The sequence below is a fragment of the Streptomyces sp. NPDC034103 genome (assembly GCF_055575395.1).
The window spans coordinates 135,564-158,687 of the sequence record NZ_JBVISS010000020.1 but is presented as its reverse complement, the minus strand read 5'-3'; the positions used below and the strand labels follow the sequence as shown (position 1 = coordinate 158,687).

The window sequence follows — 23,124 nt, the reverse complement described above, 5'->3', positions numbered from 1 at the left end:
GCGGACCACGCGCCGCCGGTCACGGGCGGCGGGCGGCGCCGCCACCGAGGCCACGGTCACCGACTGAGCCCCGGCCTGCGAAAGGGCCCGGGTCGCACAGGCCGAGGCCCGCCCGGTTCACCCCTCGGCCGACTCCTGGGTCCAGCTCCACGCGTAGTGGAGCCAGTCAGCCATCGTGACGGCGCCGAGGCCCGCGCTGACCACCCGCGTCGCCCGGGGGACGGCGACGTAACAGCACATCAGGGCGCCACCCACCCACACCGCGCTGCAGAACGGGCAGGACACCAGGTCACCGATCGCGTGGCGCGCGCCGTGGCCCCGGGCCTCGTCCATGACCTCGCCGCCCGGGCCCTGGGACCGGCGGCGGGTGAAGGGGGCGCGCAGCGGACTGAGGACCTTATCCCGGGTCAGCAGCCGGGACGCCTTGAACGTCGCGGCGCCCAGCAGGGCGACGTCGGCGAGCGGTACGTGGGCGGGCAGCCGTACCCCACGACGACGGGCCACCGCCGCGAACGCCGCGACCCCGGCGGTGAAGGTGCCGGCGAGCACCGCGTAGCCCGTGAGGGGCGTGTCGCCCTGCTCGTCGTAGCGAGCGGCGTCGGTCGTCATGAGGTCTCCTTGCACAGCGCGATGGTCCGTTCCCGGCCGGCCCCGGGTTCCCCCGCCGGTCGTGGTGACACGCGCCGACCATCCCGTTCGCCCGACCGGGGCCCGTCTCGCACATCCGCACCCCGGACGCGGGTACTCGGTCTGCCTCCTTCCGGCCCTGTCCGGTGGCCGGGACCACCACGGCGACGGGAAGAACCATGACCGAGCCCCCTCCCGAGAGTGCCGCCGTCGCGGCCCAGCGGGCCTTGCGCACCGTCGTCGACAAGGGTGCGGACGAGGCGGCACTGAGCACGCTCGCCGGTACCGAGGTCCTGCTTCCCGCGGTGCTGAACGGGGAGGGTCCGGGGCCCATGGCCCTGAGCCTGCCCGTGTACGAACAGGAGGACGGCACCGAACTGGTGCCGGTCTTCACCACACGCGCCCGCATGGAACGCGCCCTGCCGCAGACCCGGCGGCACCGCAGCGTGCTGCTCGGCGCCCTCGCCCACGAGTGGCCCTCGGAAGACCTGTCGCTCGTCATCGACGCCGGGACCCCCGAGCAGCTGGCCCTCACCGCCCAGGGAGTGAGGGAACTCCTCGACCGCGGCGCCGGATGACGGGCCGGCCACGCTCCGCCGGGCGGCGCCAGGAGTGCTGATCGCGCTCCGGACCTCGACTTTTCGGTCGTCGCACGCGGGGAACCCGGCTTCCGCACACCCGCTCCAGTGGTCAGGAGACCGACGTGACCGATTCGCAGCACGACCGGCAGAACCCGGTGACCCGGCACCCGCGCCCCGACTTCCCGTCGCAGGAACAGCAGCACCCCGGTTGGACCGGTCCGATGGACCCGCCGCCGGATCACGGGGAGGACAGCTACCGGGGCAGCGGCCGACTGGAGGGCCGGGCGACCGTCATCACGGGCGGCGACTCCGGCATCGGACGGGCGGTGGCGCTGGCCTACGCCCGGGAGGGCGCCGATGTCCTGTTCACCCACCTCCCGGAAGAGGCGGACGACGCGCGGGAGACGGCACGGCTCGTCGAGGACGCCGGCCGCAAGGCCGTCGCCGTCCCCTGCGACATCCGCGACGAGGAGGCGTGCCGGGCGCTGATCGAACGCGCGGTCGCGGAGTTCGGGCGTATCGACGTCCTGGTGAACAACGCGGCCTACCAGATGTCGCAGCCGGACGGCATCGAGGCGATCTCGACCGAGCAGTTCGACCGCGTGATGCGCACCAACCTCTACGGCATGTTCTGGCTGACGAAGTTCGCCGTGCCGCACATCCCGGCGGGCGGCAGCGTCATCAACTCGACCTCGGTGCAGGCCTACCAGCCCAGTCCGCACCTGCTGGACTACGCGACGACGAAGGGCGCGATCGTCACCTTCACCCAGGGGCTGGCCCAGATGCTCGCCGAGCGCGGCATCCGCGTCAACGCCGTCGCGCCGGGGCCGGTGTGGACACCGCTGATCCCCGCGACGATGCCCGACACCGCGGAGTTCGGCAAGCAGAGCCCCCTGGGCCGGCCGGCGCAGCCCGCCGAACTCGCCCCGGCCTACGTGTTCCTGGCCTCCCAGGAGGCCGGCTTCGTCACGGCGGAGATCCTCAACGTGACGGGCGGCACGCCGCTGCCGTAGGCGAGGTGAGGGACGCGCTACGGCGCCGGGTGTGCGGTCCCGGAAGGGCACCGCACACCCGGCGCTCGCGTCAGGAGCCGCGGGGGCGGGCGGCTCACGGGCCGTGGCGTCGCATCGTGCCCCACGGCCCCGCCTGCCCGATCACCGCGGCCACGGCCTCCTCGATGACCTTCTCGTCGATCCAGCCGATCGGCTCCACGTCCTGGACCAACGGCTCGTTGTCGGGCCCGCGCCCCTTCTCACGGCCGCGCAGCACGTAGGGGCGCACCCCGTCGCCCTTCTCCCGGGGCAGGTGGGAGTAGTCGTACAGCCGCCGGGCCACCCACAGCTCGACCGGGCGCCCTTCCCACCAGGGCTCGACGGCGAGCGGGTTGGCCGACAGCCCGGACATGCGGATGCCCGTCAGGCCGTCGCGGCTCTCGCTCAGCTCCCGGTCGGCCTCGGGGCCGCGCGACCAGCGCACATAGAGGCGGGGGCAGCGCTCCACCAGTGCCGCCAGTTCGTCGAGGGTACGCAGAACCGGCAGCCGCTCGGGGGACCTCATCACGTCGTCACTTTCCGTCCCGTGCGGGCGTCAGATGTCCCGCTTCTCCAACGGCCGCACGGCCGGCCCCTGGACGATCTCCCCGTCAGGGGTGAACCGGGACCCGTGACACGGGCACTCCCAGGCGCGTTCCGCGGAGTTGAAGGCGACCAGACAGCCCAGGTGCGTACAGCGGGCCGAGACGGCGTGCAGCTCGCCGTCCTCGTCGCGGTACACGGCACAGCGGTGTCCGTCGACCCGTACGACGGCGCCGTCCCCGCGCTCGATGTCGTCGACCGAGCCCCCCGCCGCCGTCAGACGGTCCCCGGCGAAGTGCCGGGCGACCTTGGCCTGGTTCTTGAGGAAGGTCGGGGCCTCACTGACGACGGTGCGGATGCGCCGGGGGTCGTACAGGTCGCTCCAGGCCGACTTCTCCCCGGTGATCAGCCGCTGGAGTAGGCGGCCGGCCATGATGCCGCCGCTCATTCCCCAGCCGCCGAAGCCGGTGGCGACGTAGGTGTGCCGGCTCCTCATGTGCAGGGGGCCGACGAGCGGTACGGAGTCGGTGGAGTCGTTGTCCTGGGTGGCCCACCGGTGGGTGAAGTCGAGGTCGCCGAAGTGCTCGCCCGCCCAGCCGGCGAGCCGGTCGAACCTGGCCTCCACGTCGGCGGTGCCGGGGGTGAAGTGCTCACCGGTGACGATCAGCAGCCGCCGGCCGTCGTCGTAGGGGGCGGTGCGCACCGAGCGGGTGCCCTGCTCGGTGGTGATGAACATGCCGTGCGGATCGAGGGCGGCGGGGATCGGCGCGGTCAGGACGAGCTCCCGGCGCGGCGAGAGGCGGGTGAACAGCATGGCCCGGTCGAAGATGGGGTAGTGCGTGGCGACCACGACGTCATGGGCCCGCACCCGGGCTCCGCCTTCGGTCAGCAGGGTGCAGGGCTCGCCCTCCTTCAGATCCACGACCCGGGTCCGTTCATGGATGATCCCGCCCTGCCGGACCAGGTCCTCGGCGAGGGCGAGCAGGTACTTGCGCGGATGGAACTGTGCCTGCTCCGCCACCCGGACGGCGCCCGCGACGGGGAACGGCAGCCCGGTCTCGGTCACGTACTCGGCGGGCAGCCCCGCCTCACGCGCGGCCTCGGCCTCGTCCTTCAGTTCCTGGGTCGCCGACGGCTTCTGGGCGTAGGTGTAGGACGCCGTGTCCTCCCAGTCGCAGTCGACGCCGAGCAGGCCCGCCACCTCGGCGGCGTGCCGGACCGCGTCCGTCTGGGACTGTGCGTACAGCTTCGCGGCCTCGGGCCCGCGTGAGTGTCGTAGCCGGGCGTAGACGAGGGTGTGGAGAACGCTCAGTTTGGCGGTCGTGTGGCCGGTGACCCCGGCCGCGATGCGGTCCGCCTCCAGCACGGCCACCCGCCGGCCGGCCCGCGCCAGTTCCCAGGCGGTGCTCAGACCGGCGATGCCGCCACCGACGACCGCGACGTCGACCGCGAGATCGGCGTCCAGGGGCTGGTGGAGGGGCCCGGGGGGTGCGGTCTCGATCCAGTACGACTGGTGATCACCTGCGAGTGCGCTCATGGGGGCCGGGTTCCCCCGAGCGGTCCCCATGAAGCACACGTCACCCCAGGTTGTGCCGTCCGGGTCAGCCGTCCTTGCCCTGCGTCTTGCGGACCGCGTCACGGGTGCGGTCGACCAGGGCCGTGAGCGGGCCGAGGGTGAGGTTCCTGGCCGCGGACTCGGTACCCGGGTGGGGGTGGGTCGGGGCCACCGCCTCGGCCGACCGGAGCGCGGCGGCGCCGCCAGACCGGCACCCCCGGCGACCGGAGCCTCCTGCCCCGAACACGCTGCCGACGCCGGTGAGTTGCGCGGGGAGGGGCCGGAGCGGACTGGGGTCCGGGCAGCTGTCGGACGATGGCCGGATCGATGCCGACCCCTGCACTGCGGTCACGCGGCGGTGGTTCGGGCGGCACCTGCCCGCGGCGGTCGCCGTGTGTCCCCGCCGCGCCCGCGCGGAGCACGGCGGGTCCCGTACCAGCTCAGCCCCAGCACCACGGCCAGGGCGAGTTCCGTGGCATCGCCGCCGTAGTACATCCAGCGGGCCCCGCTGTGCAGGTCGGAGGGGGCGAAGGCGGTGCCGGGCGGCGGCTGCGCGTACAGGGTCTTGGCCAGGACGCCGTGCGCGGCACCGGCGGCCAGCAGGCTCGCGGCGCGCACGCCGGGACTCCAGCGGCGGCGCACCGGGTCGAGCTGGCACACCGCGGCGGTGAACAGCAGACCGGCGGCCACCATGTGTGCCTGCATCACCCCGTGCAGCGGTGGCCGGTCCGCCATGGCCGCGAACAGGTCGGTGCGGTACAGCAGCCACAGGCTCCCGACGTCCACCACAGCCGCCACCGGTGGCGACAGGAGCAGGCCGGCCGGGCGGGAGTGCGCGAGGACCAGCAGGCCACGGCGCGGGCGACCGGGTGGCAGGGCACGCAGGGCCAGGGTGAGGGGGCGGGCCAGGACCACCAGCAGCGGGACCGCCATGCCGAGGACCAGATGCCGCAGCACGTGCTGGGTGAACGGGCCGCCCGGCGGTGTCGCCGACACGGCCCAGGCCGCGGCGAGGCCGCCCACGGTGAACGACACGTCCCGCCCGAGCGGCCAGGCGTCCCCGCGCCGCCGCAGGCGCCGGGCGGCCACCGGATAGGCGAGCACCAGCAGCAGCGCGGCCACGGCGGTCACCGTCGCGGCCGTGCCGGGGCCCGCGGCCGGGCCCGGATGGACGTGGGCGAGCGTCATGCCGCCGGTCCGGGCCCGCCGACGCCGGGTCGCCGTCCCGCGCGCACCGCCAGGGCCACGCCGACGAGGAGCAGGATCAGCCCGGCGATGTTCCAGGCCCAGTCGTACGGAGTGACGTCCACGCCGTAGCGGATCTGGTGCAGGCGCAGCAGCTTGTGGTCCACGACGCCGTCGAAGAGCTGGAAGGCACCGAGGCCAAGGAACAGGCCGGCGCGCGCGTGGGCCGGGGCCAGGGCGCCGCGGCGGCGCAGATCGGCGAAGAGGAACAGGCCGGCGACCAGGGCCAGCAACTCGGCCGTGTGCAGCAGTCCGTCGGACAGCAGGCCGACGCCGCTGGTGGAACGGTCGTAGAAGTGGTGCCAGCCCAGGAGCTGGTGGAAGACGATCTCGTCGACCGCGGCCATGAGCGCCGCCCCGACCAGCGCGCACACGGCCGTCGACCGACGAACCTCGGAACGGGCTGGTTCATCCATGGGGCCGGTCTCCCGTCATAGGCAGCGGTCGGGGTTCGGACGTCGTCATGGCACCCTGCGCCCGGTTGTCACGCTTGATGTCGGACCGCCGCCCCGCGGGGAGGCCCACAACCGATGGCCGTGCTCACGCGCCGACGCGACAAGCCGCGTGCCTCACCCCTGTTCGCCCTCGTGGCCCGCGGCGTCCAGGACGTCGCGCTTGCCGGTCTGCTCCTTCGGGTCGTGCCGCACGATCTCGGGATGGTGCAGGTCGAAGGCGGGCGACTCGGATCGGATGGGGGGCAGGGTGGTGAAGTTGTGGCGCGGGGGAGGGCAGGAGGTGGCCCACTCCAGTGAACGGCCGTACCCCCAGGGGTCGTCGACCTCGACGCGTTCACCCCGGTGCGCGGTCTTCCACACGTTGTAGAGGAACGGCAGCGTGGACAGCCCGAGGAGGAAGGCGCCAATGGAGGAGGCGGTGTTGAGGGCGGTGAAGCCGTCGGCGTCCAGATAGTCGGCGTAGCGGCGGGGCATGCCCTCGGCGCCGAGCCAGTGCTGGATGAGGAACGTGGTGTGGAAGCCGACGAACAGCGTCCAGAAGTGGATCTTCTCCAGGCGGTGGTCGAGCATGGTGCCGGTCATCTTCGGCCACCAGAAGCTGAATCCGCCGAACATGGCGAAGACGATCGTGCCGAACAGGACGTAGTGGAAGTGCGCCACCACGAAGTAGGTGTCGTGGACGTGGAAGTCCATCGGCGGGGAGGCCAGGATGATGCCGGTCAGGCCGCCGAAGAGGAACGTGACGAGGAAGCCGGTCGCCCACAGCATCGGGGGTTCGAAGGAGATCGAGCCCTTCCACATGGTGCCGATCCAGTTGAAGAACTTCACGCCCGTCGGCACCGCGATCAGGAAGCTCATGAAGGAGAAGAACGGCAGCAGCACCGCCCCGGTGGCGAACATGTGGTGGGCCCACACCGTCACGGACAGACCGGTGATGGCGATGGTGGCGCCGATCAGCCCGATGTAACCGAAGATCGGTTTACGGGCGAACACCGGGATGATCTCGCTGATCACCCCGAAGAACGGCAGGGCAAGGATGTAGACCTCGGGATGGCCGAAGAACCAGAACAGGTGCTGCCACAGGATCGGTCCGCCGTTCTCGGCGTTGAAGACCTGCGAGCCGAACCGGCGGTCCGCCTCCAGCGCGAGCAGCGCAGCCGCCAGCACGGGGAAGGCCAGCAGCACCAGCACCGAGGTGAGCAGCACGTTCCACGTGAAGATCGGCATGCGGAACATGGTCATACCGGGGGCGCGCATGCAGATGATGGTGGTGATGAAGTTGACCGCGCCGAGGATCGTGCCGAACCCGGCCAGCGCCAGCCCCATGATCCACAGATCCCCGCCGACATAACCGCTGCGGACGGGACCGCTGAGCGGGGTGTAGGCGGTCCAGCCGAAGTCGGCGGCGCCCTGCGGCGTGAGGAAGCTGCTGAGCACGATCAGACCGCCGAACAGGAACAGCCAGTACGAGAACATGTTCAGCCGCGGGAAGGCGACGTCCGGGGAACCGATCTGCAACGGCATGATCGCGTTGGCGAACCCGGCGAAGGTCGGGGTGGCGAACAGCAGCAGCATGATCGTGCCGTGCATCGTGAACGACTGGTTGTACTGCTCGTTCGACAGCAGTTGCAGGCCCGGCCGGGCCAGTTCCGCCCTGATGAGCATCGCCAGCGCCCCGCCGACGAGGAAGAAGCCGAACGACGTGATCAGGTAGAGATGGCCGATCTTCTTGTGGTCGGTGGTGGTCAGCCAGGAAACGATCACTTGGCCCTTGCTGCGGCGCCCCGCCGCCGGGACCGGGGCCACGGGTTCCGTACGTGTCGCCATGGGTGTCCTCGCTCGGAAGCGGTCGGTGCGCAGACGGTCACGCGGGCGGCTGAGGCACCGGTGGTTGCCGCTCTCCCGGCCCCTCGGTTGCGCAGCGTGTAACCAGTCCGGCGGGAGCTATGCCTGCCGATATGTCACCGTATCCCCGCCCCGCCCGGTGGGGGAGCCACCGTGGGCGGCACGGCGGGTCGCGGCCGGTACCCCACTCCCGCCGTTCCGCTCCGTACGCCACCTCGGACGCGGAAATCGCCAGGTCACGGCCGTGCGGGAGGGTGCTGTGAATGGATCACCGGCGGCGGGGCACCCAGAGTGACGGCAGAAACAGCTGTTGGGGGCGAGGAACGGAGATGCCCATGGTGGCGGAGACGCTGATGCCGGCGCCGCCGGCGCGGTTGCTGACCCCGCCGGGCGTGTACGCCCCGCAGTGGGACACCGGGCTGCTGATGCAGGCCCTGGGCCGGGAGGACATCGACGCCGCGACCGAGGTGCTGGACCTCGGGACCGGCAGCGGCGCGGTCGCCGTGCACGCGGCCCGGCTGGGTGCCCGGGTGACCGCCGTGGACGTCTCCCGGCTGGCCGTGGTCACCGCGCGCGTCAACGCGCTGCTGGCCGGCCGGCGGGTCCGCGTCCGGCACGGCGACCTGACGACGGCCGTCGCGGGACAGTCGTACGACCTGGTGGTCAGCAATCCGCCCTACGTGCCCTCGCCCGTCGACCGGCTGCCCCGTCGGGGCCCGGCGCGGGCCTGGGATGCGGGCGCCGACGGCCGGGTCTTCGTGGACCGGATCTGCGCGGCGGCTCCCACCGTGCTGCGTCCGGGCGGGGTGCTGCTGATCGTGCACTCCGGCCTGTGCGGGACGGACGAGACACTGCGCCGGCTGACGGAGCAGGGGCTGAGCGCCTCGGTCGCCGACCGCGCGGTCGTGCCGTACGGCCCCGTGCTGCGTTCGCGGCGGTCGTGGCTGGTGCGGCAGGGGCTGGTCGACGCGGACGACGACCGGGAGGAACTGGTGGTCGTCCGCGCCGTACGGCCGTGACGCGACCGCTCACTCCTGCGGCAGGAGTACCGCCCGCACGCAGCCGTCGCTCTTGTCCTGGAACATCCGGTAGCCGCGCGGTCCCTCGGACAGCGGCATCGGGTGGGTGGCCAGGTGGGAGGTCCTGATCTCACCGGCCGCCATGCGGTCCAGGAGCATCGGGATGTACCGCTGGCCGTGCTGCTGGCCCATGCGGAACGTCAGCCCCTTGTTCATGGCCGCGCCGAACGGGAACTTGTCGAGGACGCCGCCGAACACGCCGAGGACGGACACCGTGCCGCCCTTGCGGCAGGCGTGGATGGCCTCACGCAGGGCGACCGAGCGGTCCGTCTGGAGCCGCAGGCCCTGCTTGACCCGGTCGTACAGGTACTGCGGGCCCTTCTTGTGGGCCTCCATGCCCACGGCCTCGATGCACACGTCGGGACCGCGGCCGCCGGTCAGCTCCCGCAGCGCGGGACCCACGTCGACGTCGGTGTAGTCGAGGGTCGTGGCCCCGCAGTGGCGTTCCGCCTGCTCCAGCCGCTCCGGGACCCGGTCGATCACCACCACCCGCTCGGCACCCATCAGGGCCGAGGCACGCGCCGCCATCTGGCCGACGCCGCCCGCGCCCCACACGGCCACCACGTCACCGGGCCGTACCCCGCCGAGTTCCGCGCCCATCCACCCGGTCGGCACCGCGTCCGAGGCGAACACCGCCTCCTCGTCCGCCAGTCCGTCCGGGACCGTGAAGGCGCCGTGGTCGGCGAAGGGGACGCGAACGTACTCCGCGTGGCTGCCCGCGAAGCCGCCCATCGCGTGCGAGTAGCCCAGGATGCCGGCGGTCGGGCTGCCGTAGGCGGTCTCGGTGAAGGCGGGCTGGGGGTTGGAGTTGTCGCACAGCGCCCACCAGCCCTCCTCGCACTGACGGCAGCGGCCGCAGCCGAGGATGGAACAGACCACCACCCGGTCCCCGGGGCGGTGTTGGTGCACGCCCGGCCCGGTCTCGACGATCTCGCCGACGAATTCGTGGCCCATGATGTCGCCGGCCCGCATGGCCGGGATGTATCCGTTGAGCAGATGGAGGTCGGAGCCGCACACCGAACTGGCGGTGACCTTCACGATCGCGTCCTGGTCGTTGAGGATCTTCGGCTCCGGGACGTTCTGCACGTCCAGCTTCCCGACCCCGGTCCAGCACAACGCCTTCACAGCAGGCCCTCCTTCCGGGCCCGGCGCGAGGCCCGGGCCAGCGGGATCCCACCCGGCCTGCGCTTCCCGGCGGGCTGTCCCTCGGTCCGCAGCACCTCGCCGGTCTCGGTGAGCTGCTTGAACTCCCGCAGCGCTTCGCGGATCCGCTCGTCCGTCGACGCGCCCGCCTCGCTCTCCAGCCCCTCGACGTCGTCCCGTGCTCCGGTGCGCCGGGCGGCGATCTCGGTACCGCGCCCTCCCGGCGCGTCCGCGGCCCTGATCTCCACGTGGTCGCCCAGGCCGTCCAGCGGCGGCGGGAGCTTGCCGTCCGGCATCAGCTCGGTGCGCGGCCGCCCCACGGTGATCACATGCCAGCGCCCTTCCTCGGACTTCTCGGCGCCACCGCTCGCCCGGCCCTTCGCGCGGGCCACGGCCACGGACCCGCCCGCGGCCGCGACGGCCCCCGCCGCCCACAGACCGAGGGTCCGCTTCCCCCGGGTGTCACTCTTCCTTCGCATGTCCTTCACTCCTTCGTCCGACAGCGGCGCGCGAGTGCCCCCCGCCGGTCCGCGAAAACCCCGCCGCGCAGGCCGCAGGGCGGGGCGCCGACCCGGCCGTATGGGCTATTCGCCCAGGTCAGAGGCGTGTGTGTCGGGCCGATCCGGCGGCGTGCACTTCCGGCCGTAGTGGTGCCCGCCCACCCGACCCAGGGGCACCCCCGCCCCCGCCCCTCGCCCGCCCCGGCCCGCTGTGTCACTCGGGCCCCTGCCGTCACCCCCGTCTCCGGCCGACGAGCGACCCGGTCGCCATGCCGGTGCCGGAGCGGGCGTTCTCCCGCCGACCCGCCGGGTACGCGTGCGGCCGTCCGGCGACCGTCGGACGGAATCGATCCAGAAGGCAGACACCACGGGCGGCGGCATCCGGTGAGGTGCCCCGCCCGCTCGGTGATCCCGCGCGGCCGACAGGGGCGCGCGGCCGTGACGGGCGGCGGCCGCTCCGAGCGGGGCCGTTCTCAGCCCGCCCCGAGCGGGTTCGGGGCCGTTCTCAGCCCGCCCCGAGCCGGTCCGGGGCGCGTTCTCAGGCGCCCGGAGCTGGTCCGGGGCGCATTCTCAGGCGATCAGCTCCACCATCATGGCGATCAACCCGATCGCCACGAGTGCGACCACGACCATGATCACGGTGATGGGCATCGCGCCCCACCCCTTGCGCAGTTCGGGCGGCTCCGGATGGGAGATGCCGGAGATGCCCGTCTCCCCGGGCGGGGTCTCGCCGGGCGGCACCCCTGCGCCGGGTTCGAGTCCCGGACTCTGCCGCGGCTCCGGATCGGGACTGGTCATGACGCACGCTCCTTTCCTCGAACCGGGAACGACCGTCGCCCGGTCCGAGTACCCGGACGCGCGCGATCCCCACCAAGGGGCCCGCCGAACGAGGTGTTCTTCACATGTTCGGGGGTCTTGACCCCGCTCCGCCGGGTACCCGGCCGCCACCACAAGCAGTGAGGAGGACGACTGATGAGCACCGTCAAGGAATCGGTGGACGTCGAGGTCCCCGTCCACACCGCCTACAACCAGTGGACTCAGTTCGAGGAGTTCCCGCGCTTCATGGAAGGCGTCGAGGAGGTGCGACAGGTCGACGACAAGCACAACCACTGGACGACCAAGATCGGTGGTGTGCGCCGGGAGTTCGACACCGAGATCGTCGACCAGCTGCCGGACGACCGCATCACCTGGCGGGTCGTCGAGGGCGACGTCCAGCAGCGCGGCACGGTCCGGTTCCAGCGGCTGGACGACACGCACACGCGCGTGGAACTCACCATGGACGTCGAGCCCAGCGGTCTCGCCGAGAAGAGCGCCGACATGCTCGGAGTGCTCGACCGTCGGGTCAAGGGCGACATGCGCCGCTTCAAGGAGTACATCGAGCAGCAGGGCGGCGAGACGGGCGCCTGGCGCGGCCGCATCCGCCCCGACGAGGCCGGTGGCCTCGGCGGCACCCCGGGCATCGGTGGCATCGGAGGCTCTGGCAGCACCGGTGGCACTGGCAGTACCGGTGGCTTCGGCGGCACGGGCAACACCGGTGGCGCCGGTGGCACGGGCGGCACGCCGCTCATCTGACACGCTCGAGCACGCCAGGGACATGAACGCCCCGGGTGGATCCGCACATCAGCGGTCCGCCCGGGGCGGCTCGCGTCTGGGGCGCGAAACGGACGACGGCCGCGCCGCATCTCGGCTCGGTGTGCCTGAGGACGAGGCGGTCCCGGCTCGAGAGCCGGGCGTCGGCATCGTCGCGCATGGCGGGCTCTTCGGCCGACGCCCGGGGCCCTCCGGAGCGCTGAGGGTTTGAAAATCGACAGGTCCATGAATTCGGCGGCATGGCGCCCCGAGCCGTGACGTTATACTCAACAAAGTGAGTAGGTGACTCCTTGTCCAAGTGAGGCGGTCGGGCATGGCGGAGAGCGGTCCCCTGAGATACGTCGCCCTCGGCGACAGCCAGACCGAGGGCTGCGGCGACGGCGACGACGTGCGGGGACTGCGCGGCTGGGCGGACCGGCTCGCCGAGCAACTCGCCCAGGGCACCCCGGAGGTCCTCTACGCCAACCTCGCCGTCCGGGGCCGTCTCGCCGGACAGGTGCGGGCCGAACAGCTCGCGCCCGCCCTGGCGTTGGAGCCTCACCTCGCCACCGTCGTCGCCGGCGTCAACGACCTGCTGCGGTCGGGCTTCGACGCCGACGAGGTGGCCGGACACCTGGAGGCGATGTTCGCCGCGCTCACCGCGCGGGGCACGCGGGTGGCCACGGTGACCTTCCCGGACGTAGCCCGGATCACCCCGCTGGCGCGACCACTGCGCCCCCGCGTGCTCGCCCTCAACGACCGCATCCGCCGGGCGGCGGCACGGCACGGCGTCGTGGTCGCCGAGACCTCCCATCACCCGGTCGTGACCGACCCGCGTCTGTGGAGCCCGGACCGGCTGCACGCCAGTCCGCTCGGCCACGCCCGGATCGCCGCCGCGGTGGCCGAGGCCCTCGCACTGCCGGGTGGCGACGACAGCTGGACCCTGCCCCTGCCCGCCGACCGGCGAACCGCCTCAGGCCTGCGCGCTATCGGCGACGAGCTGCGCTGGGCCGGTTCCTTCCTCGGGCCCTGGCTCCTGCGACGGGTCCGAGGCCGGTCGTCCGGCGACGATCGGCAGGCCAAGCGCCCCGAACTGCTTCCGGTGCTCCTGCCCGCCGGTACCTCTCACCTTGAGTAATCAATTAGGTTGGGGCCCATGGCTCTGCGCAACGCGGTGATGGCCGCCCTCCTGGAGGGCGAGGCCTCCGGATACGACCTCGCCAAGGGCTTCGAGGCCTCCGTCGCCAACTTCTGGATGGCCACCCCGCAGCAGCTGTACCGCGAACTGGAGCGCATGGAGGCCGACGGTCTCGTCTCCGCCCGCGTCGTCCAGCAGGAGCGCCGCCCCAACAAACGCCTGTTCTCCCTCACCGAGGCCGGCCTGGAGGTCCTGCGCGACTACATCGCCGAGGTGCCCGCGAAGCCGACGGCCATCCGGGACGAGCTGATGGTCAAGGTCCAGTGCGTCGACATCGGCGACACCGACGCCGTACGCACCGCGATCGTCGAACGGGTGGAACGGTCCACCGCCAAGCTGGCCCGCTACGAACGGATGCGGGAGCGCATGCTGGCCGGCCGCACCGAGGACGAGTACTTCGCCGAGGCCGAGCGCATCGGCCCCTATCTCACCCTCCTCGGCGGCATGGCCTTCGAACGGTCGAACCTCCAGTGGGGCGAGACCGCCCTGAAGAGGCTCGCCCAGCGGTCCCGCACCGCCGACGAGACCTGACGCCACCGGCTCGAAGAACAACGGACGCTGCGCTGCCGGGCCGGTGAACTGCTGAGCCGCAGCGGTGGGCAGGTACTCCGCCGACCTGCTCATGGCGTCCTCGCCATGACAAGGATCCTCAGACTCGCGGCGGTTGGTCCTCTTCGGACGTTTCGACAGTTCGGCATACGGCGTCATCGGCCGCTGCGCCGCAGCCGTACGCGGTACGAGTAGCGCTCGGGCAGGAAGTGGCTGATCGCCAGCTCGACGAGCTGTCCGGCGTCCGACTGGTACACCCGGTCGATGCGCAGCAGCGCGCGGCCCGGCTCGCAGCAGAGGTGCCCCGCGAGTTCGGGGGTGGCCTCCGCGACCGGTGCACACGGTCGGTGTTCAGGCCGCGGCGCACGGTCTGCCGGCTGATGCCGCGCTCCTCGGCCAGTTGGGCCTCCGTCGGCAGCCGTACGCCCTCGGGGTAGTCGTGCCGCAGGATCGCGGTGCGCAGCTCGCGGGCGAGCTTCAGGCAGGTGCTCTCCCGCTGGGGTTGTTCGAGCATCGTCGGCACCCCGCGATCAGACGACGCCGTCGGTGCGGAGCGCCTCGATGTCGTCGCGGCTGTGGCCGAGTGCGGTGAGGATGGCGTCGGTGTGCTCGCCGACCGCCGGTACGGGGTCCATGCGCGCGGGCAGACCCGCGAGGTCGGCCGGTGGCAGCAGGGCCTCCACGGTGCCGCCCGGCACGCCCACCTCGCGCCAGCGGCCCCGGGCGGCCAGCACGGGATGGTCGAGGAACGCGGCGACGTCGTTGACCCCGGCGCAGGCGATGCCCATCGCCTCCAGGTCCTTGAGGATCTCCGCGGCGTCGGAGCGGGCGCAGCGCTCGGCGACGAGGACGTTCACCTCATCGCGGTGGGCGACCCGGTCGGAGCCGGTGGCGAAGCGCGGGTCGTCGGTGAGCCCGGCGTCGCCGAGGAACCGCGCGCACAGCACGGCCCATTCGCGCTCGTTCTGGATGGAGAACAGCACGTCGTTGCCGTCGGCGGCGGTGAAGGTGCCGTAGGGCGCGATGGTGGCGTGCTGGGTGCCCAGACGCGGGGGCTGACTGCCGCCGTAGCGGGTGTAGTTGGCGGGCTGGCCCATCCACTCGGCCAGCGCCTCGAACAGGGAGACCTCCACCGGATGGGCCCTGCCGGTGGTGGCGCGTGTGTAGAGGGCGGTGAGGACTCCGCTGTAGGCGTACATCCCGGCGGCGATGTCGGCGACGGAGATCCCGACCCGGGCGGTCTCCTCCGGGGTGCCGGTCAGTGACACCAGGCCGGTCTGGCACTGCACCAGCAGGTCGTACGACTTGCGGTCGGCCCACGGTCCGTCGGTGCCGTAGCCGGAGATCGTGCACGGGATGAGCCGGGGCCGGCGTCCGGTGAGCGCCGCGGTGTCGAGGCCGAGGCGGTCGACCGCGCCGGGGGCGAGGTTCTGCACGAAGACGTCGGCGCCGTCCAGGAGTTGGTGCAGGATCTCCAGGCCGCGCGGGTCCTTGAGGTCCAGGGTGAGGGATTCCTTGGAGCGGTTCAGCCAGACGAAATAGCTGGAGTGACCGTGCACCGTCGTGTCGTACCGGCGGGCGAAGTCCCCGCCGCCCGGTCGCTCCACCTTGATGACACGGGCGCCGAGGTCGGCCAACTGCCGGGTGGCGTAGGGAGCGGCCACCGCCTGCTCCAGGCTGACGACCGTGATCCCGGACAAGGGTGACTGCGGGACGCTCATACGGCCTATTCGTACGGCCACATCAGCGGGCTCGTCAAAGTGATCCAGGTCATTCGTGCGTACCGGGGGCGGGCCGTCCAGCCGGGGCGTTCCCCTTTGCACCGGCCGGAGGTGGGCGTCGAGGACGCGCCGCGTGCGGGCCGTCGCCGGTGGGGAGACCCGGCCCTCCCTCGCCACCGCGCGTGATCAGGCCAGGCGGTCCGGTCCGGGGGCCGCGCCTACGACCGGGCGACCGCTGTCCGGGGCGCCGCCGTCCGGCGGAACCTGCCCGCCGTTCGGCGGGTGGGGCGCGGCGGACCCGGTGGCCTTGCCATGTCCTCACTCTTTGTTCACCTTCCGTAGGTGGAAGGATGTCAGGACATGAGAGAACGCTGTGAGGCCCACCAGTACCAGGAGTAACAAGTGAACGTGTCCGTGTCCGTCTGGCTGCTGACGGTGGCCGCGCTGTGCGCGCTCGTCGCCGTCGACTTCTTCATCGGCCGCAAGCCCCACGACGTGTCGATCAAGGAAGCCGGCATCTGGACGGCCGTCTGGGTCGTGCTGGCCTGTCTCTTCGGCATCGGCCTGCTGGTCTTCGGCGGCGCGAAGCCGGGCGGCGAGTTCTTCGCCGGGTTCATCACCGAGAAGTCGCTGAGTGTCGACAACCTCTTCGTCTTCGTGCTGATCATGGCGAAGTTCGCGGTGCCCTCCCAGTACCAGCAGCGCGTCCTGATGGTCGGCGTCCTGATGGCCCTGGTGCTGCGCGCCGCCTTCATCGCGGCCGGCGCGGCGATCATCTCCACGTTCTCCTGGGTCTTCTACCTCTTCGGCGCCTTCCTGATCTGGACCGCCTGGAAGCTCGTCCAGGACGCCCGCAAGGGGAGCCACGAGGAGGAGTACCAGGAGAACAAGCTGCTGAAGATGGTCGAGCGGCGCTTCGGCGTGGCCGACCGCTACCACGGCACCAAGCTGTGGATCGAGGAGAACGGCAAGCGGGTCATGACCCCGATGCTGGTCGTCATGCTGGCGATCGGCTCCACCGACGTCCTCTTCGCGCTCGACTCGATCCCCGCCATCTACGGCCTCACCGAGGACCCGTACATCGTCTTCACGGCGAACGCGTTCGCGCTGATGGGTCTGCGCCAGCTGTACTTCCTCATCGGCGGCCTGCTGGAGCGGCTGGTCCACCTCAGCTACGGCCTGTCGATCATCCTCGGCTTCATCGGCGTCAAGCTGGTGCTGCACGCGCTGCACGAGTCCGGCGTCCACGTGCCGGAGATCAGCATCCCGTTCTCGCTGGGCTTCATCGTGCTGGTCCTCGCCGTCACCACGTTCACGAGCCTGCGGGCCACCAAGAGGCAGCGGGAGGCGGAGCGGGCCGCCTAGCGGACCGTACGGCGGCGGTCCGGGGCCGTCAGTACGGCGGCGGCCCGAGGCTCGCGCGGTGGTGGTGTCTGGGCTCGCGCGGTGGCGCGGTGGCGCCTCTTGACTTCGAGAGCGCTCGAAGATCTAGCGTCACCAGGGTCGATGAGGCCCTGGTGAACGGAGACGACCATGCGCGTGGGCGTACACATCAACCGGTTCGACCACCCCGGAGGGGGCCCCGCGCTCGCCGCCGAGCTCGGCGCCGCGGGTGCCGCCGCCGAAGCCGCCGGGCTCGGCTGGCTGTCGGTCATGGACCACTACTTCCAGATGGAGTTCAACGACCGGGCCGAGGACCCCATGCTGGAGGCCTACACGACCCTCGGCTATCTCGCCGGCCGCACCTCGACGGTCCAGCTCGGCGCCCTGGTCACCGGCGTGACCTACCGTCACCCCGGGCTGCTCGCCAAGATCGCCACCACGCTCGACGTGCTGTCCGGCGGCCGGGCCACCCTCGGGATCGGCGCCGCTTGGTACGACCGGGAGCACGCGGGTCTCGGGGTGCCGTTCCCGCCGGTCGCGGAACGCTTCGAGCGGCTGGAGGAGACCCTGCGGATCTGCCTCCAGATGTGGGACCCGGACGACGACGGCCCGTTCGAGGGCACGCACTACCGGCTCGCCGAGACCCTCTGCGTCCCGGCGCCGGTCAGTGATCCGCGCCCCGAGATCATGATCGGCGGTGGCGGCGAGAAGAAGACGCTCCGCCTCGTCGCCCGGTACGGCGACGCGTGCAACCTCTTCACCACCACTCCCGAGGAGGTCGCGCACAAGCTGGACGTCCTGCGCGGCCACTGCGACACCGAGGGCCGTGACTACGACACGATCCGCAAGACGGTCGCCTACTCCGGGGAACCGCTCGCCACGGGCGACCTCGACGCCTTCACCAAGGACATCACCGGGTACGCCGAACTCGGCATCGACACCGTGATCCTGTCCCCGCGCACGGGGGAGCCAGCGCGGTTCATCGAGCGGTTCGCGGCCCCGGCGGTTCAGCGGCTGGCGGGACTGGGCTGAGGGGCGGCGGGCCCGCTGCGGGAGACGATCCGCATCCCGCGGTCGTCGACCACGCGGACCTGGAGCGAACCGCAGCCGCAGCGGGTCCACACCGTGCGACCCGCCGCGGTGGCGTGCCGGGACACCACCTGGAAGGGCTCGGCGCCGTCCGGCCACCCGCAGTGCGGGCAGGCGGACCCGGTCGTCCCGGGTGCGCCGGTCGTTCCGGGTGTGCCGGTCGTCCCGGGTGTGCCGGTCGTCCCGGGTGTGCCGGTCGTCCCGGGTGTGCCGGTCGTCCCGGGTGTGCCGGTCCGGCTGGTCGGGCTGGTCATCTGAACTCCTCGTACGCCGTGGCTGGTTGACCGTCGCGACACCTCCAGGGTGCGTCGCCGCCACCGTGCACGTCCAGGTTGACTTTCCGGACCTGACCTTGAAGCGTGGGCTTCATGATTGACCTCCGCCGGCTTCACGTCCTGCGCGCGGTCGCGCACTACGGCACGGTGACCGCGGCCGCCCGCGCCCTGCACTTCACCCCGTCCGCCGCCTCGCAGCAGATCCGTCAGCTCGCCCGCGACCTCGACGTGGCACTCCTCGAACCCCAGGGCCGGGGCGTCCGTCTCACCCCGGCCGCCGAGAGCCTGCTCGCGCACGCCGACGCCATCCAGGCCCGCTGGGAACAGGCCGAGCTCGACCTTCGCGCCGAACAGGGCGCCCCCGCGGGGCCGTTGCGGGTCTGCGGATACCCGGTGGCGATCTCGGTGCTGCTGGCGCCGATGGCCGTCCGGCTGCAGGAACGGCATCCGCGCCTGGCCGTACACATCCAGGAGGCGGACGTGCCGACGAGCTTCGACCTGCTCTTCGAGGGCGAGGCGGACCTCGCCATCGTGGAGGCCACCCCGCACAACCCGCCGCTGAACGACGCCCGCTTCGACCAACAGCCGCTTCTGAACGACCCGTTCGACCTGGTCGTACCCACCGGTCACCCGCTGGCCGGCAGGAAGCGCGTCGACCTCTCGGACGCGGCGCAGGAGGACTGGATCGCCCCCATGCCGGACAGTCCCTGCCATACGCACATCGTGTCGGCCTGCGGGGAGGCCGGGTTCAGCCCCGCCGTGGTCCACCAGGCCGTGGACTGGAACGTCACCGCCCAACTCGTCGCCCACCGGCTCGGCGTCGCGCTCATCCCACGGCTGGCCCAGCTCGCCCCGCACCTGGCCATCATCCGCGTCCCGTGCACGGGCGACCCGCACCGCAAGCTGCTCACCTGCACGCGCCGCGGGGGACGGGAACGCCCCGCCGTCGAGGCCGCGTTGACGGAGCTGCGCGAGCTGGCGCCGGGCGCGGTGGCCTGAACGAGAGGTCGTTGCGTCTGAGCTGTCTCAGGACAGGCGGAAGGGGCCGGAGCTCGATGAGCTCCAGCCCCTCACCGTGAGGTGACGCCTCAGGCGGCGACGGTCTCGCCGGCGTGACCGTGCAGCCGGGCGATGACCTCGGTGAGCTGCTCGGCGACCTCGGCGTCGTCGGCCGGGTGGGTCTCGGCGAAGCGGACCACGGAGCCGGGGATGGAGAGCTTGACGTCCTCCAGGACCGTGGCACCGGCGATGCCGAGCGACTTGCGGGTCTCGTCCTGGGCCCAGACGCCACCGAACTGGCCGAAGGCGGTGCCGACCACGGCGGCCGGCTTGCCACCGAAGGCGCCGGCGCCGTACGGGCGCGACAGCCAGTCGATGGCGTTCTTCAGGACGGCCGGGATGGTGCCGTTGTACTCGGGGGAGAAGAACAGGAAGCCGTCGGCGGCCTGGGCGGCCGCACGCAGCTTGGCGGCCGCGGGCGGGACGCTGCCTTCGACGTCGATGTCCTCGTTGTAGAAGGGGATGTCGGCCAGGCCCTCGTAGACCTCGACCGTCGCACCCTCGGGGGCGAACTTGACGGCCGCCTCGGCCAGCTGGCGGTTGTGCGAACCGGCCCGAAGGCTGCCGACGAGCGCAAGGATGCGAACAGACATACGAACTCCAAGATGCTGAAACACTGCCGTCAGATATCCGGACCGAGGTCCGTTTACGTTCTATCACTCTAACCGGACCGCGGTCCAGTTTCATTCCTGATGCTTTACGCTGTCTTCATGCCCGCCTCTCTGCCGCCCCTTCCCAGGCCTCAGGGCCCCTCGGGCGAGGCCGAATTGCTCCAGCTCGGCCCGTCCGGTGACGAGCCCTGCCTGCGCGCCGACGCCGCGCGCAACCGGGCCCGGCTGCTGGAGGCCGCCGCCCGGCTGATCGCCGAGCACGGCGCCGCAGGGGTCACCATGGAGGCGGTGGCCGCCGCGGCCCAGGTCGGCAAGGGCACCGTCTTCCGCCGCTTCGGCGACCGCACCGGCCTGCTGATGGCGCTCCTCGACCACTCGGCGAGGAAGCTTCAGGAGGACCTCCTCGCCGGCCCGCCGCCCCTGGGTCCCGGGGCACCGCCGCTGGAGCGGCTGCGGGCGTTCGGCGTGGCGCTGCTGTACCGCTCGGACGAACAGCTGGACCTCCAGCTCGCCGCCGAGCCGGAGCCCACCCGCCGGTTCTCCCATCCCTCGCACCGCGCGCTCGCCCTGCACGTCACGGTCCTGCTGCGCCAGATCGTGCCGGACGCCGACTGCGAACTGCTGGCGCGGTCGCTGCTGGGATACCTCGACCCCGCCCTGATCCACCACCTGACCAGGGAGTGCGGGATGCCGATGAAACGGCTGGAGGACGGCTGGGTCGATCTGGTGGCCCGTGTGACGGGCACCGCGGCGACCCGCTGAGGGGCGGCTCGCACCGGCTCTGCGAAGATGCCAGACGTCATGGTGCAGATACCGAAAACGCCCGCCCCCGCGTCGCCCGCACCGCGCTCCGTGCCCACGAGCGCCGATGTGGCCCGGCTGGCCGGCGTCTCGCGCGCGACCGTCTCCTACGTCCTCAACAACACCAGTGCCGTCAGGATCAGCGAGCCCACCCGCCGCCGGGTCCACGAGGCCGCCAAAGAACTCGGGTACGTGCCGCACGCGGCCGCCCGCAGCCTGCGCGCCGGACACAGCCGCCTGGTCCTGATGCCCGCCCCGACCGTCCCCGTCGGTCAGCTCTACGGCCAGTTCATCAGCGAACTCCAGTGGGCCCTCAGCCGCCTCGACTACACCGTCGTCCAGCACGGCAGCGTCGGACTCCAGGGCGACGAGGCCGCCCGCGCCTGGGCCGAACTGCGCCCGGTCGCCGTCCTGGTGCCCGGCGCCGGGCTCGGTCCCAACGGCGTCGCGATCCTCAAGCGCTCCGGCGCCCGGGCTGTGGTCACCCTCGGCCCCGAGACCGTCGAGGGCGCCCACGCCCTGCTCATGGACCACGAGGCCGTCGGCCACCGCGCCGCCACCCACCTCTACGAGCGCGGCCGGCGCCGCATCGGCGTGGTTGTCCCCGAGGAGACGGGCCTCGAGGCCTTCTCCCTGCCCCGCCTGGCGGGCGTACGCAACGCCCTCAGCGGCACCGACGCCACCGTCACCCGCCTCCCCCTGGCCTGCACCGAGGAGGCCGGCGCCCGGCTCGCCGCCCGCTGGCGCACACTCGGCCTCGACGGCGTGTTCGCCTACAACGACGAATACGCGATGCTGCTGCTGCGCGCCCTCCAGGACCAGGGCATCGACGTGCCCGGCGAGACGGCGCTGATCGGCGCCGACGACCTGATGCTGGGCCGCCTCCTGCGGCCCCGGCTGAGCACGGTCCACCTGGACCTGCCCTCCGGCCGCGACCTCGCCGAGCTCGTCGACCGGGCGGTGCGCGACCCCGGCGCCGCTCCCGAGACGCACAAGGTCCTCGCGGCCACGGTGGTGCCCCGCGACTCCAGCTGAGAGCCTGTGCCCCAGGCTGTCACCCAGGGGAGGCGTGCGATGCGCACGACGGTCGGCATCATCGGCGGCGGCCCCGCCGGACTGCTCCTGGCCCGTCTGCTGCACCGCGCGGGCATCGCCTGCGTCGTGCTGGAGGCGAGGACCCGGGAGTACGTCGAACAGCGCCAGCGCGCCGGGATGCTGGAGCAGGGCACGGTCGACGCCCTGCGCGCCTGCGGCGCGGCCCGGCGTCTGGACGCGGAGGGACTGGTCCACCAGGGCATCGAACTGCGCTTCGACCGGGAACGGCACCACATCGACTTCCCGGCCCTCACCGGCGGCCGCACCGTCACGATCTACGCCCAGACCGAGATCGTCAAGGACCTCGTCGCCCTCCAACTTGCCGACGACCCACCGCTGTTGTTCGAGGCCGAGGCGCTCGCCGTCGAGAGACCGGAGTCGGACACACCCCTTGTGCGGTTCGTGCACGAGGGGAGCGAGCAGACGCTGAGCTGCGACTGGGTGGTGGGCTGCGACGGCTTCCACGGCATCTCCCGCACCGCCGTCCCGGCCGCGATCAGCCGGACGTACGAGCACGACTATCCGTACTCCTGGCTCGGCATCCTCGCCGATGTCGCCCCGTCCTGCGACGAGTTGATCTACGCCCGTGGCGAGCGGGGCTTCGCCCTGCACAGCATGCGCTCGCCCCGGGTGTCGCGGCTGTACCTCCAGGTCCCCAACGGCACCGATCCGGCCGACTGGGGGGACGAGCGTATCTGGGACGAACTCGCCGCCCGCTTCGCCATCGACGCCGACTGGAACCTCGGCCGCGGCCCGATCACCGCCAAGTCCGTGACCCCGATGCGCAGTCACGTCCACGAACCCATGCGGCACGGCCGGCTCCTGCTCGCCGGCGACGCCGCCCACATCGTCCCGCCGACCGGCGCCAAGGGCCTCAACCTCGCCGTGTCCGACGTCTGCCTCCTCGGCCGTGCCTTCACCGAACTGCACCGCACCGGCTCCGAACGGCTCCTGGACACCTACCCGCGGGCGAGCCTCGCCCGCGTCTGGCAGGCCACCCGGTTCTCGTACGACATGACGACCATGCTGCACACCCGGCCCGACGCCGACCCCTTCGAGCACCGCCTCCAGCTCGCCCGGCTCCGCCGGATCACCGCGTCCCGGCACGCCGCCGCCGAACTGGCCGCCAACTACACGGGACTTCCCCTGGAGTGGTGAGCCCTCCAGGCC

24 protein-coding genes and 3 pseudogenes are annotated in these 23,124 nt (G+C 72.2%); 12 read left to right on the top strand and 15 right to left on the bottom strand.

What is annotated here, in order from left to right; genetic code table 11:
• Nucleotides 1-117 precede the first annotated feature (117 nt).
• Nucleotides 118-609, bottom strand: a complete 492-nt coding sequence (locus ACZ56U_RS36150; protein ID WP_469088163.1) for a DUF1360 domain-containing protein — start codon at nt 607-609, stop codon at nt 118-120.
• A 197-nt stretch (nt 610-806) separates the two neighbouring features.
• Here ACZ56U_RS36150 and ACZ56U_RS36145 point away from each other — a divergent pair, with 197 nt between their 5' ends.
• Both ACZ56U_RS36145 and ACZ56U_RS36140 read left to right on the top strand, forming a co-directional pair.
• Nucleotides 807-1,205 carry an SseB family protein gene (locus ACZ56U_RS36145; protein ID WP_469088162.1) on the top strand — a complete coding sequence of 133 codons (399 nt, stop codon included), beginning with the start codon at nt 807-809 and terminating at the stop codon, nt 1,203-1,205.
• 125 nt (nt 1,206-1,330) lie between these two features.
• Entirely contained in the window at nt 1,331-2,221 is an 891-nt protein-coding gene (locus ACZ56U_RS36140; RefSeq protein ID WP_469088161.1) for an SDR family oxidoreductase, read from the top strand.
• A 94-nt stretch (nt 2,222-2,315) separates the two neighbouring features.
• Here the strand turns inward: ACZ56U_RS36140 and ACZ56U_RS36135 are convergent, their stop codons facing one another.
• From ACZ56U_RS36135 to ctaD, 6 genes are all read right to left on the bottom strand, one after another.
• A complete protein-coding gene (locus ACZ56U_RS36135; protein WP_469088160.1) occupies nt 2,316-2,765 on the bottom strand; it encodes a DUF6098 family protein in 450 nt (149 codons plus the stop codon).
• Between the two features lie 30 nt (nt 2,766-2,795).
• Entirely contained in the window at nt 2,796-4,319 is a 1,524-nt protein-coding gene (locus ACZ56U_RS36130; RefSeq protein WP_469088159.1) for an FAD-dependent oxidoreductase, read from the bottom strand.
• Between the two features lie 64 nt (nt 4,320-4,383).
• Entirely contained in the window at nt 4,384-4,509 is a 126-nt protein-coding gene (locus tag ACZ56U_RS36125; RefSeq protein WP_469088158.1) for a hypothetical protein, read from the bottom strand.
• A gap of 176 nt (nt 4,510-4,685) precedes the next feature.
• The gene (locus ACZ56U_RS36120; protein WP_469088157.1) at nt 4,686-5,525 is read right to left on the bottom strand and encodes a cytochrome c oxidase assembly protein; all 840 of its coding nucleotides are present in this window, start codon (nt 5,523-5,525) and stop codon (nt 4,686-4,688) included.
• Nucleotides 5,522-5,998, bottom strand: a complete 477-nt coding sequence (locus ACZ56U_RS36115; RefSeq protein ID WP_469088156.1) for a DUF2243 domain-containing protein — start codon at nt 5,996-5,998, stop codon at nt 5,522-5,524. Before ACZ56U_RS36115 ends, ACZ56U_RS36120 begins: the two co-directional genes overlap by 4 nt.
• A gap of 153 nt (nt 5,999-6,151) precedes the next feature.
• Entirely contained in the window at nt 6,152-7,864 is a 1,713-nt protein-coding gene (ctaD, locus tag ACZ56U_RS36110; RefSeq protein WP_469088155.1) for an aa3-type cytochrome oxidase subunit I, read from the bottom strand.
• Between the two features lie 353 nt (nt 7,865-8,217).
• Between ctaD and ACZ56U_RS36105 the strand changes: the two genes are divergently transcribed.
• On the top strand, nt 8,218-8,901 hold the full coding sequence (locus ACZ56U_RS36105; protein WP_469088188.1) for a HemK2/MTQ2 family protein methyltransferase: 684 nt from the start codon (nt 8,218-8,220) through the stop codon (nt 8,899-8,901).
• A 9-nt stretch (nt 8,902-8,910) separates the two neighbouring features.
• Here the strand turns inward: ACZ56U_RS36105 and ACZ56U_RS36100 are convergent, their stop codons facing one another.
• The 3 genes from ACZ56U_RS36100 to ACZ56U_RS36090 all read right to left on the bottom strand — a co-directional run bounded on the left by ACZ56U_RS36100 (nt 8,911) and on the right by ACZ56U_RS36090 (nt 11,402).
• Nucleotides 8,911-10,086 carry a zinc-dependent alcohol dehydrogenase gene (locus ACZ56U_RS36100; RefSeq protein ID WP_469088154.1) on the bottom strand — a complete coding sequence of 392 codons (1,176 nt, stop codon included), beginning with the start codon at nt 10,084-10,086 and terminating at the stop codon, nt 8,911-8,913.
• Complete coding sequence (locus ACZ56U_RS36095) at nt 10,083-10,583, bottom strand: hypothetical protein (RefSeq protein WP_469088153.1); 501 nt, start codon at nt 10,581-10,583, stop codon at nt 10,083-10,085. The genes ACZ56U_RS36100 and ACZ56U_RS36095 overlap by 4 nt, the downstream gene beginning before the upstream one ends.
• A 591-nt stretch (nt 10,584-11,174) precedes the next feature.
• A complete protein-coding gene (locus tag ACZ56U_RS36090) occupies nt 11,175-11,402 on the bottom strand; it encodes a DUF6480 family protein (RefSeq protein ID WP_469088152.1) in 228 nt (75 codons plus the stop codon).
• A 174-nt stretch (nt 11,403-11,576) separates the two neighbouring features.
• On the opposite strand from ACZ56U_RS36090, the pseudogene ACZ56U_RS36085 reads away from it, so the two are divergent.
• The 3 genes and pseudogenes from ACZ56U_RS36085 to ACZ56U_RS36075 form a co-directional block, all read left to right on the top strand.
• Nucleotides 11,577-12,035 (top strand): annotated as a pseudogene (locus ACZ56U_RS36085) (SRPBCC family protein); the annotation flags it as partial.
• A gap of 472 nt (nt 12,036-12,507) precedes the next feature.
• Entirely contained in the window at nt 12,508-13,311 is an 804-nt protein-coding gene (locus ACZ56U_RS36080) for an SGNH/GDSL hydrolase family protein (RefSeq protein ID WP_469088151.1), read from the top strand.
• An 18-nt stretch (nt 13,312-13,329) separates the two neighbouring features.
• Nucleotides 13,330-13,902, top strand: coding sequence for a PadR family transcriptional regulator (locus ACZ56U_RS36075; protein ID WP_469088150.1), 573 nt, complete (start codon nt 13,330-13,332; stop codon nt 13,900-13,902).
• A 173-nt stretch (nt 13,903-14,075) separates the two neighbouring features.
• Here ACZ56U_RS36075 and ACZ56U_RS36070 read toward each other — a convergent pair whose 3' ends face one another.
• The 3 genes and pseudogenes from ACZ56U_RS36070 to ACZ56U_RS36060 form a co-directional block, all read right to left on the bottom strand.
• Nucleotides 14,076-14,186, bottom strand: coding sequence for a hypothetical protein (locus ACZ56U_RS36070; RefSeq protein ID WP_469088187.1), 111 nt, complete (start codon nt 14,184-14,186; stop codon nt 14,076-14,078).
• A gap of 143 nt (nt 14,187-14,329) precedes the next feature.
• A pseudogene (locus tag ACZ56U_RS36065) lies at nt 14,330-14,434 on the bottom strand (hypothetical protein); the annotation flags it as partial.
• 16 nt (nt 14,435-14,450) lie between these two features.
• Nucleotides 14,451-15,641 carry a CaiB/BaiF CoA transferase family protein gene (locus tag ACZ56U_RS36060; RefSeq protein WP_469088149.1) on the bottom strand — a complete coding sequence of 397 codons (1,191 nt, stop codon included), beginning with the start codon at nt 15,639-15,641 and terminating at the stop codon, nt 14,451-14,453.
• Nucleotides 15,642-16,043: 402 nt separating this feature from the next.
• Here ACZ56U_RS36060 and ACZ56U_RS36055 point away from each other — a divergent pair, with 402 nt between their 5' ends.
• Nucleotides 16,044-17,006, top strand: a complete 963-nt coding sequence (locus tag ACZ56U_RS36055; protein WP_469088148.1) for a TerC family protein — start codon at nt 16,044-16,046, stop codon at nt 17,004-17,006.
• A 168-nt stretch (nt 17,007-17,174) separates the two neighbouring features.
• Nucleotides 17,175-18,056, top strand: a complete 882-nt coding sequence (locus tag ACZ56U_RS36050) for an LLM class F420-dependent oxidoreductase (RefSeq protein WP_469088147.1) — start codon at nt 17,175-17,177, stop codon at nt 18,054-18,056.
• On the opposite strand, the pseudogene ACZ56U_RS36045 reads toward ACZ56U_RS36050, so the two are convergent.
• Nucleotides 18,032-18,241: pseudogene (locus ACZ56U_RS36045) on the bottom strand (hypothetical protein); the annotation flags it as partial. The gene ACZ56U_RS36050 and the pseudogene ACZ56U_RS36045 overlap by 25 nt on opposite strands.
• Before the next feature lie 240 nt (nt 18,242-18,481).
• On the opposite strand from ACZ56U_RS36045, the gene ACZ56U_RS36040 reads away from it, so the two are divergent.
• Nucleotides 18,482-19,387, top strand: a complete 906-nt coding sequence (locus ACZ56U_RS36040; RefSeq protein WP_469088146.1) for a LysR family transcriptional regulator — start codon at nt 18,482-18,484, stop codon at nt 19,385-19,387.
• A gap of 89 nt (nt 19,388-19,476) precedes the next feature.
• On the opposite strand, the gene ACZ56U_RS36035 is transcribed toward ACZ56U_RS36040, so the two are convergent.
• Nucleotides 19,477-20,040, bottom strand: coding sequence for an NAD(P)H-dependent oxidoreductase (locus ACZ56U_RS36035; protein WP_469088145.1), 564 nt, complete (start codon nt 20,038-20,040; stop codon nt 19,477-19,479).
• Nucleotides 20,041-20,139: 99 nt separating this feature from the next.
• On the opposite strand from ACZ56U_RS36035, the gene ACZ56U_RS36030 reads away from it, so the two are divergent.
• From ACZ56U_RS36030 to ACZ56U_RS36020, 3 genes are read left to right on the top strand one after another with little or no spacing between them, the layout of a single operon-like run.
• On the top strand, nt 20,140-20,820 hold the full coding sequence (locus tag ACZ56U_RS36030) for a TetR/AcrR family transcriptional regulator (protein WP_469088144.1): 681 nt from the start codon (nt 20,140-20,142) through the stop codon (nt 20,818-20,820).
• Between the two features lie 39 nt (nt 20,821-20,859).
• Complete coding sequence (locus ACZ56U_RS36025; protein ID WP_469088143.1) at nt 20,860-21,894, top strand: LacI family DNA-binding transcriptional regulator; 1,035 nt, start codon at nt 20,860-20,862, stop codon at nt 21,892-21,894.
• A gap of 39 nt (nt 21,895-21,933) precedes the next feature.
• Complete coding sequence (locus ACZ56U_RS36020) at nt 21,934-23,112, top strand: 4-hydroxybenzoate 3-monooxygenase (protein ID WP_469088142.1); 1,179 nt, start codon at nt 21,934-21,936, stop codon at nt 23,110-23,112.
• The last annotated feature ends 12 nt before the right edge of the window (nt 23,113-23,124 follow it).